This is a genomic window from Patescibacteria group bacterium, from assembly GCA_041650895.1.
In the GTDB taxonomy this organism is placed as follows: domain Bacteria; phylum Patescibacteriota; class Patescibacteriia; order 2-01-FULL-39-33; family 2-01-FULL-39-33; genus CAISTG01.
Window position 1 is genome coordinate 207,251 of sequence record JBAZKF010000001.1, and the last position, 19,006, is coordinate 226,256.

Here is a 19,006-nt window from a genome sequence, read left to right on the forward strand (position 1 = left end):
ATTATTTAGTAATAAATTTCTTGGCCAATTTAAATTCCACCGGCCAGAAAAAAAATTTCAATTTCCAACGCAGTTTACATAAACAAATAAAACAGAATTTGAGTAATTTATTGGAAGAGACAGTTGAATTCATCGCGCTCTTGAATGACAAGGCGCCGAATCTGACATAGGCCTCCATTGATTCCACAAAGTCCTTGTCCTTAACCCAAGGAAAATTCTCTACTGACATGTAGCTCAACTCGTTCTCTGAAACCTTTTTCCATTCCTCAAGCGACTGCGGTTCCCGCCAGCCGGCCTTGACGCATTCCTCATATAACTCTGATCCGGGGTAGGGGCGAAACGCTTGAGGGCCCAAAATCTGGACCTCGTCGCTTAAGGCGATTAAGCGATCAATCAACCTCAGGGTTTCCTGCATATCACTCCGCGACTCGCCAGGCAAACCAATCATGAATGAATACTGAGGTATGATGCCATGCTTGAGGCAGGCCTTAGCGGAAGCGACTATGTCATCGGCGGTAACGTCTTTTTTGATCATTTTTAAGATACGGCTACTGCCGGATTCGGCGCCGAAAGACAACAAATAACAGCCGGACTGCTTTAACTTGGCTAAAAGTTCATCATCCACCATCCCCGGCTTAAGGTAATCGGCGCGAATAGTGGTTTCCCAAGGCAAAACCAGATCTTCCCTAATCATGCCGTCAATGATCGCCTTAGCGCGGCTGATATCCACAAAAAAGTTCTCGTCCCAAAAACGCAATTTCTTGCCCTGGAAATACTCCTTGGCCTTAATTATCCGTAAATCCTCAAGCACCTGCTCGGTCGTCCGAGCGCGCCAATGATTTTTCAAAATCGCATTAATGCAAAAAGTACAACGATGCGGACAACCGCGCGAAGTTAGAGAAGGAATCAAATATAGATGCTCTCTGATTTCCTGAGGCACTAAATCCCAATTAAATAACGGCATGGCTTGGGGTTGATGCAGGGGTTGCGGCTGATTGACAATAACTCTCCCGTCAGCGCAATAAGCGAGGCCTTTGATTTCTGCCAGGGATCGGCCTCGCGCCAACTGCAACATGGTTTCTTCGCCTTCGCCGATAACTACTATATCAATCAGCGGATTTTTGGCTGTCTGCTCAATAAAAAAAGTCGGATGCGATCCGCCCCAAACAATTTGGGCGGCGGGATTGATTCTTCTGGCCAACTCGGAGATTTTCAAGGCATTGGAGATCTGCATGGTCATAACTGAAACACCGATCAAATCAAAATCCTTAATCGCTTGCTCCAATAAGCTCAAATAATCCTTCTGCCTGACGCCGTCTATCATCTTGACCTCCACTCCTTGACTATCTAAGTAGGTGGCAATACTCAACAAACCGACAGAAATAGAGCTGTCGTAATTATCTTTAACTATATTAAATTCGGGATTGATCAGTAAAACTTTTTTCATTGCATTTTTTTCAATAAATCAACGGTTTGATCCACTGTCTGCCGCCAAGAAAAATCTTTCAGCTTGACTGTTGCCGCTTCGGTCAGCTTTTGAGCCAAAGGACGGTCAGTCAATAGTCGGAAAATCGCTTCAATTAATTGTTTTTGATTATTGTAGTTTACCAGCAAGCCGTTCTGGCCGTCTGTAATAACCTCGGGATTGCCGCCGACGTCAGTGGCGATTACCGGCGCCCCGGCTTTTATGGCTTCCAATAATGTATGGGACAGGCCTTCATAATTGGTGTTTAAAACAAAAACATCGGCGTGACTGAAATATTCCAAAACTTTTTCATGCGGTACGCGATCAAGAAACTTTATTTGCTCGGCCAGTTTCAAAGACTGAGCCAGGTTCTGCAGATTCTCTAACTCCGGACCATCGCCCAAAACGATCAAATAGGCCCGACCCAAACGCTTGATGATTTCCGGCATCGCCCGGATTAATTGATCCACGCCCTTCCATTTGGTTAACCGGCAAGCCGTCATAATTATGGAACCGTCGTTAGGCAGATTAATGGGGGCTGATTTATTAACGCTAACCTCATCGCCAAAATCAATCGCATTATATATGACATTTATTTTGGCTAAGTCAACGCCGATCAGCTTGGCCAAATCGCCCATAAAATTGCTGACGGCAATAATCGCATCGGCTTCCAATAATATCCGGCGGCGACGCGCTTTCATTCTTTCAATTTGTTGATTATAAATATTCTTTTCAAAGTCGGTGATGTAATCGGTTGTCCAGCCGTTAGCGGTGGCTGTTTCCCAGGCGGCATCGCCGGCAAACCTGACTAAATATTTTTTCTTGGTTATTTTTTTTATCAAATTGGCAAACCAGCCGACACTGTAGATATCGGTTACATAAATCAGGTCGGCGTTAAAAGACAGGAAAAGCATAGCCAAAAAATAATGCAACCGACTGAAAACTTTATTTTTTGCCACTCGATAAACGTCTTGCTCTGAGCGTTTTTGACTAGAGTAAGTGATGACCTTGACGCCAAAACCTTCGGCGCGCAAGGACGAGGCCAGCGCCTTAAGCATTGTGGCCGGACCGCCAATATCCGGCGGGTAAATGCCGGTGGCGATTAAAATTTTTGTGTTATTCCTGTCCATTTGCCAATTTATTGAAAATATTTTTCATCTCGCCGACGATCTTATTCCAATTATATTTTTCGGTTACTAATTTTTGGGCATTTTCAACCACTCTTTCAACTTCGACTTTATTTTTTTCAGATAAAATGTAATTGATTTTTTCGGCGATACTCTTGGGATTTTTCACTTCGCAGAACCAACCGGTCTCGCCGTCTTTTAAAAAATCAGGAATCCCACCAACCAGTGTGCCCACGATAGGTACATAAACTCCCATGGCTTCTAAAAAAGAATTGCCGAGTCCTTCCGACAATGACGGCCGACAAAAAACATTGGATCTCATAAGATAGTTATAAACCTTCAAATTGTCTATTAATCCTATAAACTCTATCTTATTTTTTAAATTTAATTCTTCTGTTATTTTCTCCAACTCCTCTCTTATACTTCCATCCCCAATGATTAACAGCTTTCCGTCAATATTTTCCATCGCTCTAATTAAATACTCCACTCCATTTTTTTTCTCTAATCGAGAAGCGGTGATTATTATTTTAGAATTCCTTAATTGTTTTAATTGGTCATAATCACATCTACTAAGCCATTCGTTCCTTACTCCGTTCGGCACCACTTTAATCGGGCACTTCGCTCCCAATTTTTTTGCTCGTCCAACTAAAAAATTAGATATCGCCTGAATCTGGTCAGCGCGACGGTAAATCGCTTTGTAGATCGGCCGGATAAACCAAGTTTTCAGCCAAATATCCCACTCGCTATCCCCTTCTTGCAAAGTCAATAAATAAGGAATCTGCGGAAAACGGCGTTTGAACTTCATAGCCGCCCAGCCCGCCTGGTTAGCCATCATCGCCCAAATCAAATCATAGCCGTTCTGCTGTTGTAGTTCGGTTGCTTTTTTGTATGCCAGCCAGGGAAATAGATACTTGTCCAATCTGCCCCGGCCAAGACGATAAACCCTATTAATACCGTTAAAATCCTGTTCTTCCGCCGGCTGACGTCCGTCCAAATTGACAGTAAGCATATCAAATTCAAAATCTCCACCCAACCGCTTGGTGATTTCTTTAACGGCCACTTCGGCTCCGCCCACAAACGGGTGGTAAGCCAAGGAGAAAATCAAGATTCTTTTTTTACTTTCCGCAGGCATGCAATTAAGATAAGATAAGTAATAAATTGCTACGTAGCTTGCTACGTAGCATGTTACGTAGCAGATTATTCTTTAGCTATTTCCTCGCCGTAGACGCCCCTAAGCAAGTCCAAATCTTTCCGGCTTTTTAGTAATAACTCAAGATTCTTTTTTTCCAAGGCGGAAAAGATTGCGTCCGCCGATTCGTCATTCAAGTTCTGCTTGTAAAAACGCTTGAGCGCAGCCAAATCTTTAATGAAACATTCTCCGCCGGCGCCACGACCGCTCTTGTGCACCGGATCAATATGCATATTGCCGATCCACGGGTCGTTGGCCATGATTTCCCTCAAAACTTCCCAGCGACAACCCAACTTCTTGGACAAGTCATAAAGCATGTTCATGTAAATGACTTTGGTATAGAAAAAACAATTCCGCAGATATTTGAACAGCTCCGCTTCTTTGGCGGAGGTAATAAGAGAAAAATCAGCCTGGGGCAATACCGACATCACTTCCCGAGCCTTGCTTTTGTATTCTTCATTATCTGTCGGCATGCCGACGATATTCCTTTGCGGATGGCGGGAATCGTCATAAGCAGTGGAAACCGACAAAAACTCCGGCGAATGGAACAAATAAATACCCGGGGTTTCTGCCTGAATTGACTCGGTCGTGCCAGGCAAAACAGTTGATTTGATGACCGCGATTTTGCCTGCGCCGACCAGCTTTACGGCGCTTCTAACGATGGAATCATCAAAACCCGCCCGGGTAGTCGGCGTCGGTACGGCAACAAACACAATATCGCACTCGCTGATTTTTTCCTTATTGGCGAGGTATGGTTCCTCCAGGGAATAACGAATCACTTGATAACCCCTGGACTCAAAATCATCGGCATAATTTTTGCCGATCCAGCCCTGGCCGATAAAACCGATTAATTTGTTCATGGCGGTCTTGTAAATTATCGATTAATACCTTAATATTATATCAGAAATAAGCTAAAAAAATCAAGGCAACAACTTATGAAAGTGCTATTTGTCATAACTCAATCATCTTGGGGCGGAGCGCAAAAATATGTTTATACTTTTGCTCTAAATTTAGCCAAAAAAAATGATACTGAGGTCATAATAGCCGGTGGCGAGGAGTCAATCGGAGAATTAACGGCGAAATTGCAGGAAAAAGGCCTAAAATTTGTACCTCTTAAAAAACTAATGAGAAAAGTTAGTCTGCTTAATGATTTGTTAGCAGTCAAAGAGATAAAAACGCTGATTGAACAAGAACGACCGGACATTATCCACTTAAACAGCAGTAAGGCCGGAGCGGTAGGATCCTTGGCCGCCAGATTATCCCGTCATCGCGCCAAGGTGGTTTATACGGTGCACGGTTGGGTTTTCAATGAAAGCCTCAATCCCCTGGTCAAACTGTTTTATTTTTTGATAGAAAAATCATTTGCCGGCTTCAAGGACTGTTTTATCTGCCTATCCGATTTTGATCGGCAAGCCGGCCTTACAGCAAAAATCGCTCCCGCCGAAAAGTTAATCACCATCCATAACGGCCTGGATTTGCCGGCTGATTATTTTTTGGATCAAGAGACGGCTCTAAATGAACTATTGGATACTAAACCCGCCGACGAAAATCGGCCGCTGATTATCGGGACTATTGCTAATTTTTATCCGGCTAAAGGATTAAATTATTTAATTGATACTGTCAGTCTCCTGCCGGCTGACGATTATAAACTGATAATCATAGGCGAGGGAGGATTAAGAAACGAATTGGAGAGACAAATCAAGAAATTAAAATTAGAAAATAATTTAGAAAATAATATTATCCTGGCCGGTAACAAACAAGAAGCCGCCAGATATCTGAAAGCCTTTGATCTGGCCGTAATGTCATCAGTCAAGGAGGGTCTGCCCTACTTCATACTAGAGGCTATGTCCGCCGGCTTGCCCGTCATAGCCACCAAAGTCGGGGGCATCCCCGAAACGATTGATGACGGAGTTACCGGTTATCTGGTTGACCCGCGATCACCCGGCCTGCTGGCGGAAAAAATAAAACTGCTGGCGGATAAAGAATTAAGAAAACGATTCGGCGAAGCGGGATTATCCAAGGTTAAAAAAGAATTCGGCCTAAGCCAAATGATAGAAAAAACCTTGAAAGCCTACTCAAAATAAGGAAATCCATTTAAAATTACATAAAAAATCCCCGGACTAATCCGGGGATTTTTTGTTATTTGATTGTTGCCAAATATTGTTTTAATTCGGGAGTGCCCGCTTCTGAAGCAATCAACCAGACTGCCATAGTTTTTAGTTTTTCCTTCCTTTGCGCCATGATTCCTTCCTCATCATCGGGCGCATCAGACCATTGAGTCAACTGTTTGACTAACTCAGTTGGCGATAGACCGTCTATCGGTCCCGTAGCCAATGATTGAGCGAAGGTATCGGCAATCTGGGCGTTGTTTTTAACGGATAAAACAAAATCGCTAAATTGATCAAAACCGTCGCCGGCCTGATTGTTGATTTTAGCGCCCTGCCAAAATCTGGTCAAAGCTTGTTGATATTGTTTTTTGGCTTCCTCGGGATTATTTTTTTCAGCCAACAAGAAACAGCCCAAATAATAATTGGATGATCCCGCTTCGTAGTATATCTGAGGCCTGCCCGGACTTAAAGCAACCATTTGATCGGCGATATCAATGGCCTTCTGCAAACGATTAACATTGAAGATATAGGAAATATTATAAAATCTTTCAAGTAACAGCCAGTTAGTGACACTATGAGAATTTTCTTTTATCTGGTTGAGAAATTGATTTTCCATTAAATTGGACCAATCAGCCATTTGCTTGTCTTTGCCCGAGGTGCGGTTGGAAGTTTTAGACAAATAGCTCATCAATTCATTGCCGTAAAAATCAAAATAATGCTTGCGATATTCCTGATTGCCGAGAGTACCGCGGCCGATTACCTCCTCAAAAGATTCAATTTTATCTTGCAAAGTCGGCCAAGGACTGGTTAGGGACTTGATAAAATCAGCGTTGGCATAAAGCGGTTTCAAATTGAAAAACCAAATCGCCGGCAGTAACAAAATACCAACAATAACCGCCAAAACAGCTTTAAAATTATAATTATTCAAAAAATTAAGATTCCAACTCCGGCTGTATTGGCCGACAAAACTCAAGACGATTATAAGCGGGATATAAGTCGCTAAAGCTTCAAAAATAAAAAAATTCTGAATCAAATAAGCGATGATCAGGATACTGAAAATAACCGGCGTCAAATATTTTTTATAATCCCTGCCCGTAGTTTCTTGCTCTTTATTATTGCCCTTATTGCCGTATTCCTTAAAATAATACTTCCATAAAAAGAAGAAAGGCAGTAATAGAACGGCTAAATAAGACAGCAGACCAATAACCCCGCCGGTAACGGCGCGATCGCAAAACATGTTATGGCAACGGTCAAACCACTGCTCCGAACTCTTGGTTGTATAGTATTTATCAAAAACTTGATAAAAATTTTCTTGGCCATAACCCAAGATAGGTCTGGCGATAATGCCTTTGAGGCCGATAATCCAAGCCACAATGCGGTTATTGCTGGTAACGTCGGTCAAAGAAATAGAGTTGATTCTTTTTAAAATCGGATTGGCATAATCGAAATTATTGCAGACCGCGGTTTTATGGAATCCCCTCTCTAAAGAAAAACCGAATCCCGGAGTTAAAATCTTGCCGCTGCCACAACCGAATATGGCGGCAAAGAATAACAAAGCGATGGCAATTACAGCGGTAGCGGTGATTTTTAGCCAGAGCTTATTATAATAAAAGTAACCTAAATAGATCAGAGTGATAAGGCCACCCAGACCTAAAGCCAGATAGGCGCCACGGGTGAAAGTTTGAACGGCGATAAATAACTCCAAAACAATCGCTAAAACGTAAAGAGTCTTGGCCCACCACTGCGATCGCTTCAAAGCCATAAACAGGGCGGTAAAAATACCGAACACCATGTAGCCACCGACATAGCCGGAATTACCAATTGTTCCGGCCAAACGTGCGCCGTTGGAGGAAGGCAAAAAATGATCCTTCCAGGAACCGACAAAAGTCAAAGCCAAATACTGATCCAAAGCCACCAGAGCCACGGCAAAAGAAGCTAATAAAAATAAATCAAAAAGATATAGCCACTCTTTGACGGAGCGAAAGAATCCTGACAACACGGCGGAGAATAAAAATAAATGAGTCAACAGCAGAATGCCGTCACTACGTTCGTTATTTGACCAGAAAGAATGATAGAAGTCATTGCCGGAAAAAGCCGAGGCGACGGTCAGAATCACCAGATAAAGCAACAATAGAAGCACAGTAACATTAAGCCGAATGCGATATTTGTCATCAACCAGGCAAAGCACCAGGAAAGCCACAAACATCACTTCTACGGCAATCTGAAAAGCAAAAGTCTTAGTGGTAATGAAAGGAAAAAATAAATGAGAACTGACATATAAGGCGGAAAACAGGATAACGCTCAGACAAACCCAGATTATGCCTTTTAACACTACTGTCAAAAATTGTTTTTGATTCATAGGATTGGTTAAGGATGGTTGGATTAATTGAGTTAATTTTACAATAAAATTAAGGCGAAAACAAGTGAGGGACAAAAGCGATTGGCCCGGCGACAATCATTCGCCGGCTTGATTATTTCAAATGTTTATGATATAATAATTTCGTAATTCACAAATAATATTTGCCGCCATCGTCTAATGGTTAGGACGCGGCCTTCTCAAGGCTGTAATCGGGGTTCGATTCCCCGTGGCGGTACATAAAATAAAAAAACCAGGTATGATCCTGGTCTTTTTATTTTTATTTCTAGTCGAGGAATCGAACAGAACGGGGCGGTACCAAATAAAAAAAGACCCCATTTTAAGGGGTCTCACAAATTTCAAAAAGCATATGCTCCTTGGTCGGTAACCAATGTAATACTTCTCGTCTCTGAAGAAAAAAGGGGGGATTTTAAATTAAAAGCAAGTTTGTATCTTCCTTCTCCTCCATCACTCAACGTAACTGACGCCGTAAAAGTATCCTGCTTTTTCCCAAATAAAGCATTTTTCTTAACTTGCAAAAAAGAAATTGTAACTTTACTGCCTGTAGCCAAAACTTCGCCTCTAACAATCTTAATTTCCCAATCTACCGGCAAAGCAATTGACCTTCCTTTACCCTGTCTTGAGGAATGGAGACAAAACAGTACCTGTTCTATTTTAAAATGTCGCATACATCTCAAATTAACCAAAGCACCCGTGTCTTCTTTACCATATTGACGAACAAAGCTCGACATAATCAGTCTCCTTATTTTTTACCCTTCTTTGTTAATGTCCAATTTAGTAATCTACCGCTTTAATAAATTAATACTAATTTGTCAACCTCAACCAATAAATAACCCCATACCAATTTTAATATCCAACACTAGTTGATAATATTAGCAAATAAATATAGTAATGTCAACAACAGTTAATAAAAAAAATAAACATTTTATCATTCTTCCTAATTTTAGAAAAATATTGCCTTAATAATACAATTATTAACAAAAAAAATGTCAACCAGCAGTAGTTAGTTGCTGATTGACAGTAATGTTCTGTATTTTTTATACCTTCGGATGTAGGATCTGCAATCTATTCAGAGCTGCTTCTTTAAGGCATTTGTTACGAAATGCCTCACTTGCCGCTCGGCTTGGCCGAACATATTTGTATTGATTTGTATCATTGAGTCTGGAGAACTTCTTAAGAATAGAAAGATTGCGAGTCGCGCCGACGGCCGCCGTTTGAATGAATCCGTCTACCGCATTTTGGGCGAGATTGTCAATAAACTCTGGGTCACTATCATATAATTCTTTGTCCCTTTCTAAGATAAACCTGCTTTCTGGACTTTCTGCGCCGTTATCATCCAGAGCCTTTTTGGCAATTAATTTTTTGATATATGGCAAATCATTAATCCTGACAAGAATCTCGGTCCGAATATGCCAACTCCAATTCCCACCCCATCCAGTGTACAATCTGTACAGCTTTTTCAAAAACCGCTGGTCTCTTTGAACTAAGTTCAGTAATCCCAGAACACGATTTCTTGGTGAGCTAGTAGGATGATCTTTCTCATAATGAACATCATACCCGAATTGCTCGGCTATTTTCTCAACCTGAAGCAAATATTTCTGCGCCTCTTTCTTTAGCATTGATTCATCCTTTCTTATTTAGTATTTTGTTAATGTCCGTTCCAAAAAATATCATCATATAATGATAGCATATCATTATTTTTTGTCAAGCAGCTTAAATTAAATATCCCATTATTCTTTCTAATTTTAAACAAATATTACCTTAATATTATGATTATTAACAAAAAAATACCCCCGCAAAGAGGATATTTTTTAGCGGCCAAAATTATTTAATAATTATTTAACTGGATTAACGGGCGCACCTAAATCAGGATTAGCCGTAGCTGGACGGATCTGAATAGATTGGGCGATAACACTGCCATCACTGTTGGTTTTGCCGGTTACCACGACATTCTGCCCGACAGCCAAATCACTAACAGCACCGGTGGCAAACTTGCCAACTTCCGTTGAGGTGGCGAAAAAGACCATTTTAGAACTGCCGTCGCGACCCTTGACTGTGAGACTTTTTTCATCCAAAGACAAAACATCGCCATTTACCATCCCCCCGCCGACATTAATTCTCCGGCCGGCCGTGGTGGCATTGCCTTGCTGTTGGCCTTGGCTAAAATTACCGCCGCCGAATGAATTAAATCTCTTGGCTGAAGAATACTTGGTGCCGGCATAAAAAGAAGCGGCGCCGACAAGCACGATTACGACCACGGCAACCAAAATCATTAAAGGAAGAGGTAACTTTTGTTTCATAGATTTTAAAATTATTATTTATTTATTAATTAATTTATTATTGTTTTATTGATATCGTAATGCATCAATCGGATTGAGCTTGGCCGCGCGCCGCGCCGGATAATAACCGAACACTATGCCGATCAAAGCCGAAATGCCGAAAGCTAATAATACTGAAGTCCAGGTAACGCTCGTAGCCATACTGGCCAAAGCGCTGATAATGTAAGACGCCAGCCAGCCGATAATAATGCCGAAGAAACCGCCGACAAAGGTCAGAGCCACGGACTCGGCCAGAAACTGACTGCTAATATCGGAATTGGTGGCGCCTAACGATTTTCTTAAGCCGATTTCCCTAGTACGCTCGGTTACGGTTGTTAACATCATATTCATAATGCCGATACCGCCGACTACCAAGGAAATGCCGGCAATAGCGCCCAAAAGCCAAGTCAAGGTGGAGGAAACCGAAGACATAGTGCTCAACATGTCTGCCTGATTCATAATACTGAAGTCAAGATTATTAACATCGCTAACGCCATGGCGAGTCATGAGTAAATCGGAAATTCGCTGTTGGACTGAGTCCATTAAATCAGCCGATGATACTTGAACGCTGATATTGCTAACAGCCTTGTTGCCGGTAAAATATTGCTGAGCCACGCCAATGGGGATATAGATCAAATCATCGGAACTGCCCATCGTGGTGCCACCCTTGGATTGAGTAATGCCGATAACAGTAAACTCCTGACCGCTGATGCGAATTTTCTGTCCGATTGAATCGGCGCCTTCACCGAATAAACTGTCTCTGGTAGTAGGACCGATAACAGCCACGCGAGCACCGGAATTAACTTGCTGAGCGCCGAATAACGACCCCAAGTCAGTGGTCACACTTTTAATGGTAAAATAATTTTCGTCAATGCCGTAGATACTGGTGTTAGTGTTAGTGCCTTTGGCCGTAACTTGTTTTCGGGAAGTAACTGCCGGGGCTACCGCAGTAATACCATCAATGGAGGCGTAAATCGCCTCAGCATCCTCTAGGGTTAAAGTCGTAGCCTCTCCCATGCCGCCGCGCACCAGTTCTCCGGCACGACGTTGCGAAGCCGGCGAGATTACCAATAAGTTAGTGCCTAACGACTCAATCCTGCTGGTAATACTGGAAGTTGCCCCCTGACCCACGGAAACCATGGCAATCACCGAAGCAATGCCGATGACAATACCTAAAATCGTCAAAATAGATCGAGACTTGTTTGAAAGCAAAGAAAAGTATGTTTCTTGTGATAAATCGTAAAACAGCATAAATTATCTTATTTTTTTGTCGCTAGTAATCCGGCCGTCCTTAATCTCAATTACCCGGTCAGCATGGCCGGCGACATCATGATCATGAGTAATAAGGATTATCGTATGACCGAATTCCCGATTTAGACGTTTAAAAGTCTCCAAAGTAATCTCCCCCGTTTTGGAGTCAAGATTGCCCGTCGGTTCGTCGGCCAAAATAATATCCGGATTATTAATCAGTGCCCGGGCGATGGCCACACGTTGCATCTGCCCGCCGGATAATTGGTTGGACAAATGATGCCAGCGACTTTCTTCCAAACCTACGGCCTTCAATGCCTGCTCCGCCAAAGCCAAGCGTTGCTCTTTCGGTACTTTGGCATAAATCAAAGGCACCATAACATTGCGCAACACCGTGGAACGCGATAATAAATTGAAGGATTGAAAGACAAAACCGATCTTCTTGCAACGGATTAACGCTATTTCTTCGTCAGACAAACTGAATACATCCTGATCATCAAGATAATACTTGCCGATACTGGGATGGTCCAAGGCGCCCAAAATATTCATCAAAGTGGTTTTGCCGGAACCGGAAGGACCGATAACGGCAACGAACTCTCCCCTGTCTATTTTAAAATTTATATCAGACAGGACCGCTAATTCGTTATCTTCGCCCATCTGATAAATCTTATTGATATTTTCGCATCTCAGCATAAATAATATTGGTTAGAACCCCATCATCATCCCGCCTTGAGGACGGTTGCTAGAACTGCTACCGCTAGTTGTTTTAGCGCTGGATTTACCTGCAGTAACAGTCTGCGTCACCACTTCGTCGCCTTCATTTATGCCGTTTAAAATCTCAGTCATGGTATCACTAGCTAATCCAATAGTAACTTCTTTCTGTTGCGGTTGGCCATTGACCAAAACCTGAACGTAGGTAACGCCGTTCTGTGTCTTGATGGCGGAACTGGGGACTTGCAAAGCCTCAACTTTAGAATCAATTATAATACTGACATTGGCGGTCATACCTGATTTAATCTGGTCGTTTTGCGAATCAAAAACTATCTTGACTTCATAGCTGGCCACACCCTGAGTGACCGTGCCGATCATATCCACATCAGCCACTGAGCCGGTAACAGTCAAATCGCTAATGGCGTCAAAAGTAACACTGACCTTCTGGCCGGTTTTGACTTTGGACACATCAACTTCATTAAGCGAAATATTAGCGATTTTCTGGTCGGTAATCAAAGTAACGGCGCTGGCGCCGGAAGAAACAGTATCACCCTTGGTGACAGCCACATTAGCCACAACACCATCAAAAGGAGCGACTACCGAATAATTGGCATATTGCTCCAAAGCATCAGCCAAGGAATTCTGCCGTTGCTGGACGCTCATTTGTTGTGCCCTAAGATCCAATTCATCGGCCCCGGCTTCTAAATTGGCCAAACTGGCAGTTTTCTCGGCGATTGTTCTATTGGCATTAGCAATCGCATCCTTATCTGTTTTTAAGGTTTGTTGAATAGCCAACAGGGTAGTCACATGATTGTTGACTTTACCGATGTCGGCGCTTAAATCATTCTGATAGCCATCAACCGTATTGAAAATAGACCAGTTGTTTTGCGATCTATCTTCCACCCAAACGTCAAGCATGTTATTTTCGCTCTTGGCCGCCTGAGCAACAGCTTTGACGTTCTCTATAGTTTCGGCCAGTAATGTCTCTATTGTTTGATTGTCGGCATAGCGATTAGTGGCTTTAAAACTACTAAAATTGGCCTGATATTTGGTATAAGCGACTTTATAATCGTTTTCCGCTGTTAACTCATACAATTGAAAAGAGCTCTGATCCTCAGACGCCAAAGAATAAAGCAAGGCGGGTATATTATTTTGATTACTGCCAACAGTCTTTTCTGCTGTGCCTATTTCATCACTATACAAAATATCATTCAACTTAGTCATAATGGTCGGCAAATCCAAGAAAGCGTTGGAGATATCGTTAAAAGCGTCTTCGTAAGCCTTAGCCAAGGCATACTCGGAATTTTCTTTGTTCTGCTGGGATTGGATCAGGGAATTTTGCGCTTGGATCAAAGACAGCTCATCGGTCGGCTGTTGCAATTTTTCCAGTGACAGTTCAGCCGAATCCAAATTGGCTTGAGCATCACGCACCGACTTAGCCGCATCCTTGGCGTTAAGCTGAACCAGAACGTTACCGGCCTTAACCGCATCGCCCTTCTTAACTTTAACTGCCGTCACGTCGCTGGAAGCTTTGGTTTTCAACTCCACTTCACTGGACGCCGCCACAGTGCCGCTACCCGAAACAGTTGAAATGATTATGTCTTTAACGGCTTTAGCAGTAACATAACTCACTTGCTGTTTTCCGCCAAACAATGATTGCCAACCAAAATAACCGCCGATAATTACGGCAACCAAAACAATAACAGAAATAGCCTTGTGGCCCAAAACGAATTTTTTAAACAATCCTTTGATCTTATTAAGCATAAATTATAAAGTATTAAAGCAATAAAACAAATAACTAAATCCGATAATTATTTAATTCCCGGAGCAATAGGAGAATTGGAAACAGGCGCTCCGGCAGGCGGAGTCGGCATCACCCTGATAAGTTTAGCGATAATTTGGCCGCTAGTAGTCGCCGGATCGCCAATAATGACAACTAAATCATTCAACTTAAGATCATTAGTCTTGATTGAGTCGCGCAAGCTTCTGACAACAGTATCTTCTTTGGTCAAGACAGCTCTCTCCACATTATCATTGCCTTTGATAATGATCGTTGAACCGTCAATTTTTATAATTTGTCCGGCAATGCCGTGAGCATTAATCAAATCCTTGCCTTGGAAGGGTTCGGCAAAACCGCGTTGCGGTCCGGCAAAGTTGCGCTGATAATTTTCACTCCAATGATAGGAAAACTCAGCCTTCTTAAAGCCAATAAACGACCCAGCCTGAAAAACCAACAATAAGACAATAAAAATCACCATGCCAAGAACAACACCTAAAAATAATTTTGATTGGAAAAACTTGTTAAAATCAATCATATGTTTATAAGTTAAAAATGTTTATAAATTAAATGATAGCATTAAACCAAACGCGGATAGGCGCTTTTGAAATTTTTTACCAACAATTTCAACGACTCCATAAAGACCGCCAAAGTAGTTAAAAATAAAGCTAAGCTCAAAACCGGCAAAACCTCCAGAAGCGCCAAGACAAAATTCTGCCAATAAGCCAATGCCATATCGGGATCGGAAAAGAACAAAGAAATGAAGTCGGTAAAGCCGGATTGACTGATGTCCTGCCAGATCAAACGTAATGCCGGAACGACAGCGACTAAGGAAGCGACCAGGGTCAATGAAAAAATCGCCAAACGCCGTTTAGCTCGCTTGGCTTGCTCCCGGTTTAGCCCAAAAACTATCTCATTCAATAGTTCTTCGGATGGCTCGGGAGAATGGTAGGAAGAAAAGATTTTTCCTAATTCTTGTGGCATATGGTTATTAATACGATTTAAAGACGCATTAGGTTGCGTCTTTAATATTTTTATTCTAAATTTAGGCAAATTTTTCGACTAAATCATCCCTCAATAACAGTAAGGCTCGCCGATGCTGACTTTTTACCGTATTAAGCGGCTGGCCGGTTATTTCCGCTATTTCCAACAAAGAGAATCCATCAATATGATAGAGCCTAATGATCGGCTGATATCTGGACGGTAAACTGTTTATGGCCTCGCCTAATAATCTACTCAAATCATTGCGTTCAAAAATCTCATCAGGCAACGGCCCGGGATCGGCCAATGTTTCTGCCAACACATTATCGCCCTCATCGTTTTCAAAAGCGGAAAAATTGAGCGGTTTTTTCTTTTTCAAATAATCCAGCGCGGTGTTTTTGGCAATAGTAAACAACCAAACCTTAAAACTTTTCTGATGGTTGAACCGCCTTATCCCCCGCCAGACCTTGATAAAAGTTACCTGGGTCAAATCTTCGGCTTCGTCCTGATTCTTAACATAACCGAAAATAAAGCCGTAAACGGCTTTAAAATATTTGGCGACTAACTCCTCCAAAGCTTTTTCATCGCCGGACAAATAATCAGCAACTGATTTTTCATCAATCCGTTGGAACATTTTTAAAAAATATTAGTAACAAAAATTATTTTATTTTAATTTCAGCAACTTCGCCACATATTCTTTCGCTTTCAATTGTTCGGCTACGGTGTTTTCCAATTCCAAAGCGATAAACTGCGGCAAGTATTCCTGATACCGAACACAATAGTCAAATTCGCTTAGATTTTTAAAACTATGCCTGTCATAGCCATAGTCATCATCCTCAATCTTAACTATCGACTCCGGTTTGATGGCATTCAAATGCCAGCAACCGACCGGATATTTTTTTAATAGTTCCACAATCTCTCGATAAAGAGGCAGTCCCAATAACCGTTTGTTCTCGTGATGCGACACATCCAAACATAAACCCGCCCACTCGCTGATTTCATCGGCTATGGGGCTATTGGTGTTCTCCAGATAGATCATAGACCTAAAACGAGACAGATCATACTTTAAGGGAAACTGTTTCTGGCTATGGATGTTAAACATCTTAGTGCCATAATTATCAATCAAATAATCTACTTCCTCCGGCGGCATATCAGAACGCAAGTGCACGAAAGGTATACTCTTAACGCTTGACTGCTTAAGCGCTTCAAAGACTTTTTCATGCTCTTTGGCGGGCAAGGCGCTTAAAAACAAAGCCACTTCCTGGACACCCAAGGAAGTGCAATCACTAATCATCTGTCGCCAATCAGCATGGCTTGTTGTGGTAATGGAAGGTAAAATTAATGTCATACTACTTTGGATAGTAGCAGAAACAGCTTTATTTTTCAATTTTAATGGCTACCAAAGACTGACAAACTTGACATATCCCCTGAAATTGCTACAATAAACAATCAATAGAACCTTTATAAATACGAATCAAAAACCGCAGGAGGAACCAGCCATGACCAATACCGGTACCGGCGTAGGAAGCAAAAAACATCAAGAAAATTGGTTGCCTCACCAAGAATTCCTTAAACTGTTGGAATTCAAAATGTCGCCTGGGGATATTGAATTAGTTGATTTCGCCTATGAACTGGGCAAAGCCGGCCATCACGAACAGAAACGCGATGATGGTACGCCGTATATTGAACACTGCAAGAACACGGCACGGATTATCATGCAAGAATTGGGCATCTGGGATAAGGATCTGATCATCGCCGCCCTACTCCACGATTTCCGTGAGGATGCTCCAGAACTATTATTACGCCTGGCCACTCCCAGTAAATTAACCGCCATTTTCGGCCGACGCGCCTCCAGTTTGATCGTCAATATGACCAAGCCGTCCAAAAACGATCCGCGATTCAAATCGGACTCCGAGAGGCATCAGTTCTATTTCCAACAGCTTAATAAAGCCAACCCCTGGATTAAACTGCTTAAATTGTGCGATCGTTTGCACAATATGCGCACCATTCACCATTGCGCTCCGGAAAAACGGACTCGCAAAATCAAAGAGACCATTGATATCTACCTGCCCATGATTGCAGCCATTGAGCAAATCAATGTTAATTTCTGCCGTTATCTGAACCATGAACTGCGGGAAGCGATTGAAATAGCCAGGACTCTGCCGGCCGAACAATCGGGACCGCCGCGAGCCAGTAACACCTGAACTTTTATCCAACCACCTCCGTCGCCAAAACGGAGGTTTATTTTTTAAAACAAAAACTCCCACCCAGAATAAGGCGGGAGTTTTATAGAATTACTTTAAATAAAAATTAATCAGGTTTCTGCGAACTGGCGGTCAAGGTGCCAACAGCATTGCCGTGGTCATAATAACCCTCTCTGAAGCCAGCTTGGATAATCGCGGGAACGGCTGAGCCGTAAAGCGCGGTCTGAGCGGCTGAATCAGCCAATTGGTAAAGATTGCCTCTCGTAGCAACGGCATAAATTATCGGACTGTTATCAAACTTAATCAAACTGCCCGGTTTGGCGATTAGATTTCCACCAGTAGGAATAGCATCAAATTCCGCTTGAGAAACTAGGATAAGGGTAGCAAAGTTATTGGCGCTATCACCGGCGTCGGAGCTCCAAGTCGTATAGGTGGCACGATTAACGAATAAATATTTCTTGCCATCAACAACATAATAAACAGCCGGACGGTCACTGGCATTGACTTTTATGATTGAACCAGGGGTATTACTGACGACGACTGACGCCGGAGCGGCGGGAGCGGCGGGAGTAGCCGGGGTTTCAACTTCGGGCGTGGCCGGAGTGGCGGGCTCAATAGGAATTTCTGATACTGAGGATGCCTTAGTAATAGTATTAGAATCCAAAGTTACTGCGGTCTGAGCTAAGGCTCGGCCGTTTAATGTTGCGCCGTTTTTCAAAACAATCGCCGTTTGATCCAAAATATTTCCGTTAAAAACAGCATTCGTTTCAATAGTCGTTTGTCCTCCAACTACCCAAAACACGTTGTTTGCTTGCGCTCCACCAGTTAAGATAATTTTTACACCAGAATCAATAGTAAGATTTCTCGTAATCAAAAAAATCCAAACATCTTCCGCACCGCCGGATAAAGTAAGATCCGCCGGTATTCTCACGTCAGTAGTCCATTTATAAATATTAGGTGCAAATATCTGCCCACCAATATTTCCGGTTAATAGATCAATAAAATTAGACAATCGTCCTATATTACCGGTAAACGCGTTTTGCATGTCATCTATCGCCGTGGTCAAATTAGCGGGGGTTGGCTCTGCATAATCCGACGCGTAGACTTTTCCCGTTACTAAAGCTGAAGTGGAAAATGCCCCCGCCGCAGGCAAAGTTAAGGCAAACCCAGTTATAGCACTTGCGGCGATTGGACTTACCCCAATATCACCGACAACCGCAGTTGACCCGGTAGTTGAGATACCGGTTTTTGCCAAAATTGCATAATCACCAGCTGAACCGAGATCCACGATTTCCGGACCGGCTGCGAATACGGTAATGGGCCCCGCCAGACTAACCGTAACGGCCATAAGCATAGCCGTTGAGAGTATTTTTAATGTTTTCATAGTAATTATATTAATTGTTTATAGCTATTCAAAAAATCCTTTTTAAACTTAGAGTTTGATTCTCCCCTATTATTGATTACTTTAAGTATACCACTAATACTAAAAGTAAACTACCTC

The 19,006-nt window shown here is 42.4% G+C and carries 18 protein-coding genes and 1 tRNA gene; 3 read left to right on the forward strand and 16 right to left on the reverse strand.

Annotation, left to right across the window (positions count from 1 at the left end; translation table 11 throughout):
- Position 1: 1 nt before the first annotated feature.
- The 4 genes from WC473_01050 to WC473_01065 form a co-directional block, all read right to left on the reverse strand.
- Positions 2 to 1,447: a radical SAM protein gene (locus WC473_01050; GenBank protein MFA5124401.1), complete on the reverse strand. Its 1,446-nt coding sequence runs from the start codon at positions 1,445 to 1,447 to the stop codon at positions 2 to 4.
- Positions 1,444 to 2,595, reverse strand: a complete 1,152-nt coding sequence (locus WC473_01055; protein MFA5124402.1) for a glycosyltransferase family 4 protein — start codon at positions 2,593 to 2,595, stop codon at positions 1,444 to 1,446. The genes WC473_01050 and WC473_01055 overlap by 4 nt, the downstream gene beginning before the upstream one ends.
- Complete coding sequence (locus tag WC473_01060; protein MFA5124403.1) at positions 2,582 to 3,724, reverse strand: glycosyltransferase family 4 protein; 1,143 nt, start codon at positions 3,722 to 3,724, stop codon at positions 2,582 to 2,584. The genes WC473_01055 and WC473_01060 overlap by 14 nt, the downstream gene beginning before the upstream one ends.
- 65 nt (positions 3,725 to 3,789) lie before the next feature.
- Complete coding sequence (locus WC473_01065) at positions 3,790 to 4,641, reverse strand: hypothetical protein (GenBank protein MFA5124404.1); 852 nt, start codon at positions 4,639 to 4,641, stop codon at positions 3,790 to 3,792.
- A 75-nt stretch (positions 4,642 to 4,716) separates the two neighbouring features.
- Here WC473_01065 and WC473_01070 point away from each other — a divergent pair, with 75 nt between their 5' ends.
- Entirely contained in the window at positions 4,717 to 5,865 is a 1,149-nt protein-coding gene (locus tag WC473_01070) for a glycosyltransferase family 4 protein (protein MFA5124405.1), read from the forward strand.
- A gap of 55 nt (positions 5,866 to 5,920) precedes the next feature.
- On the opposite strand, the gene WC473_01075 is transcribed toward WC473_01070, so the two are convergent.
- Positions 5,921 to 8,248 (reverse strand): O-antigen ligase family protein, encoded by a 2,328-nt coding sequence (locus WC473_01075; protein MFA5124406.1) that lies wholly within the window; start codon positions 8,246 to 8,248, stop codon positions 5,921 to 5,923.
- 163 nt (positions 8,249 to 8,411) lie between these two features.
- On the opposite strand from WC473_01075, the gene WC473_01080 reads away from it, so the two are divergent.
- Positions 8,412 to 8,483: transfer RNA gene (locus tag WC473_01080), tRNA-Glu, on the forward strand.
- 121 nt (positions 8,484 to 8,604) lie between these two features.
- On the opposite strand, the gene WC473_01085 is transcribed toward WC473_01080, so the two are convergent.
- From WC473_01085 to WC473_01130, 10 genes are all read right to left on the reverse strand, one after another.
- Positions 8,605 to 8,997 (reverse strand): hypothetical protein, encoded by a 393-nt coding sequence (locus tag WC473_01085; GenBank protein MFA5124407.1) that lies wholly within the window; start codon positions 8,995 to 8,997, stop codon positions 8,605 to 8,607.
- A 306-nt stretch (positions 8,998 to 9,303) separates the two neighbouring features.
- Positions 9,304 to 9,885 carry a hypothetical protein gene (locus tag WC473_01090; protein MFA5124408.1) on the reverse strand — a complete coding sequence of 194 codons (582 nt, stop codon included), beginning with the start codon at positions 9,883 to 9,885 and terminating at the stop codon, positions 9,304 to 9,306.
- 216 nt (positions 9,886 to 10,101) lie between these two features.
- Positions 10,102 to 10,566, reverse strand: a complete 465-nt coding sequence (locus WC473_01095; protein MFA5124409.1) for a hypothetical protein — start codon at positions 10,564 to 10,566, stop codon at positions 10,102 to 10,104.
- A gap of 45 nt (positions 10,567 to 10,611) precedes the next feature.
- Entirely contained in the window at positions 10,612 to 11,835 is a 1,224-nt protein-coding gene (locus WC473_01100; GenBank protein ID MFA5124410.1) for an ABC transporter permease, read from the reverse strand.
- 3 nt (positions 11,836 to 11,838) lie between these two features.
- Positions 11,839 to 12,525: an ABC transporter ATP-binding protein gene (locus WC473_01105; protein ID MFA5124411.1), complete on the reverse strand. Its 687-nt coding sequence runs from the start codon at positions 12,523 to 12,525 to the stop codon at positions 11,839 to 11,841.
- Positions 12,526 to 12,537: 12 nt separating this feature from the next.
- Positions 12,538 to 14,307, reverse strand: a complete 1,770-nt coding sequence (locus WC473_01110) for an efflux RND transporter periplasmic adaptor subunit (GenBank protein MFA5124412.1) — start codon at positions 14,305 to 14,307, stop codon at positions 12,538 to 12,540.
- A gap of 47 nt (positions 14,308 to 14,354) precedes the next feature.
- On the reverse strand, positions 14,355 to 14,858 hold the full coding sequence (locus tag WC473_01115) for a hypothetical protein (protein MFA5124413.1): 504 nt from the start codon (positions 14,856 to 14,858) through the stop codon (positions 14,355 to 14,357).
- A gap of 41 nt (positions 14,859 to 14,899) precedes the next feature.
- Positions 14,900 to 15,304 carry a hypothetical protein gene (locus WC473_01120; protein ID MFA5124414.1) on the reverse strand — a complete coding sequence of 135 codons (405 nt, stop codon included), beginning with the start codon at positions 15,302 to 15,304 and terminating at the stop codon, positions 14,900 to 14,902.
- Positions 15,305 to 15,365: 61 nt separating this feature from the next.
- On the reverse strand, positions 15,366 to 15,935 hold the full coding sequence (locus WC473_01125) for a sigma-70 family RNA polymerase sigma factor (protein ID MFA5124415.1): 570 nt from the start codon (positions 15,933 to 15,935) through the stop codon (positions 15,366 to 15,368).
- Positions 15,936 to 15,965: 30 nt separating this feature from the next.
- Positions 15,966 to 16,649 carry a hypothetical protein gene (locus WC473_01130; GenBank protein MFA5124416.1) on the reverse strand — a complete coding sequence of 228 codons (684 nt, stop codon included), beginning with the start codon at positions 16,647 to 16,649 and terminating at the stop codon, positions 15,966 to 15,968.
- A 151-nt stretch (positions 16,650 to 16,800) separates the two neighbouring features.
- On the opposite strand from WC473_01130, the gene WC473_01135 reads away from it, so the two are divergent.
- On the forward strand, positions 16,801 to 17,505 hold the full coding sequence (locus WC473_01135) for an HD domain-containing protein (GenBank protein MFA5124417.1): 705 nt from the start codon (positions 16,801 to 16,803) through the stop codon (positions 17,503 to 17,505).
- Positions 17,506 to 17,611: 106 nt separating this feature from the next.
- On the opposite strand, the gene WC473_01140 is transcribed toward WC473_01135, so the two are convergent.
- Positions 17,612 to 18,889 carry an ice-binding family protein gene (locus WC473_01140; protein ID MFA5124418.1) on the reverse strand — a complete coding sequence of 426 codons (1,278 nt, stop codon included), beginning with the start codon at positions 18,887 to 18,889 and terminating at the stop codon, positions 17,612 to 17,614.
- Between the last annotated feature and the right edge of the window lie 117 nt (positions 18,890 to 19,006).

Excerpts from the sequence above, each read along its gene's own strand:
- WC473_01060 (MFA5124403.1), bottom strand. The coding sequence starts at position 3,724 with ATGCCTGCGGAAAGTAAAAAAAGAATCTTGATTTTCTCCTTGGCTTAC.
- WC473_01065 (MFA5124404.1), bottom strand. The coding sequence starts at position 4,641 with ATGAACAAATTAATCGGTTTTATCGGCCAGGGCTGGATCGGCAAAAAT.
- WC473_01125 (MFA5124415.1), bottom strand. The coding sequence starts at position 15,935 with ATGTTCCAACGGATTGATGAAAAATCAGTTGCTGATTATTTGTCCGGC.
- WC473_01105 (MFA5124411.1), bottom strand. The coding sequence starts at position 12,525 with ATGCTGAGATGCGAAAATATCAATAAGATTTATCAGATGGGCGAAGAT.
- WC473_01090 (MFA5124408.1), bottom strand. The coding sequence starts at position 9,885 with ATGCTAAAGAAAGAGGCGCAGAAATATTTGCTTCAGGTTGAGAAAATA.
- WC473_01135 (MFA5124417.1), top strand. The coding sequence starts at position 16,801 with ATGACCAATACCGGTACCGGCGTAGGAAGCAAAAAACATCAAGAAAAT.
- WC473_01115 (MFA5124413.1), bottom strand. The coding sequence starts at position 14,858 with ATGATTGATTTTAACAAGTTTTTCCAATCAAAATTATTTTTAGGTGTT.
- WC473_01055 (MFA5124402.1), bottom strand. The coding sequence starts at position 2,595 with ATGGACAGGAATAACACAAAAATTTTAATCGCCACCGGCATTTACCCG.
- WC473_01085 (MFA5124407.1), bottom strand. The coding sequence starts at position 8,997 with ATGTCGAGCTTTGTTCGTCAATATGGTAAAGAAGACACGGGTGCTTTG.
- WC473_01070 (MFA5124405.1), top strand. The coding sequence starts at position 4,717 with ATGAAAGTGCTATTTGTCATAACTCAATCATCTTGGGGCGGAGCGCAA.
- WC473_01095 (MFA5124409.1), bottom strand. The coding sequence starts at position 10,566 with ATGAAACAAAAGTTACCTCTTCCTTTAATGATTTTGGTTGCCGTGGTC.
- WC473_01130 (MFA5124416.1), bottom strand. The coding sequence starts at position 16,649 with ATGACATTAATTTTACCTTCCATTACCACAACAAGCCATGCTGATTGG.
- WC473_01140 (MFA5124418.1), bottom strand. The coding sequence starts at position 18,889 with ATGAAAACATTAAAAATACTCTCAACGGCTATGCTTATGGCCGTTACG.
- WC473_01120 (MFA5124414.1), bottom strand. The coding sequence starts at position 15,304 with ATGCCACAAGAATTAGGAAAAATCTTTTCTTCCTACCATTCTCCCGAG.
- WC473_01110 (MFA5124412.1), bottom strand. The coding sequence starts at position 14,307 with ATGCTTAATAAGATCAAAGGATTGTTTAAAAAATTCGTTTTGGGCCAC.
- WC473_01075 (MFA5124406.1), bottom strand. The coding sequence starts at position 8,248 with ATGAATCAAAAACAATTTTTGACAGTAGTGTTAAAAGGCATAATCTGG.
- WC473_01050 (MFA5124401.1), bottom strand. The coding sequence starts at position 1,447 with ATGAAAAAAGTTTTACTGATCAATCCCGAATTTAATATAGTTAAAGAT.
- WC473_01100 (MFA5124410.1), bottom strand. The coding sequence starts at position 11,835 with ATGCTGTTTTACGATTTATCACAAGAAACATACTTTTCTTTGCTTTCA.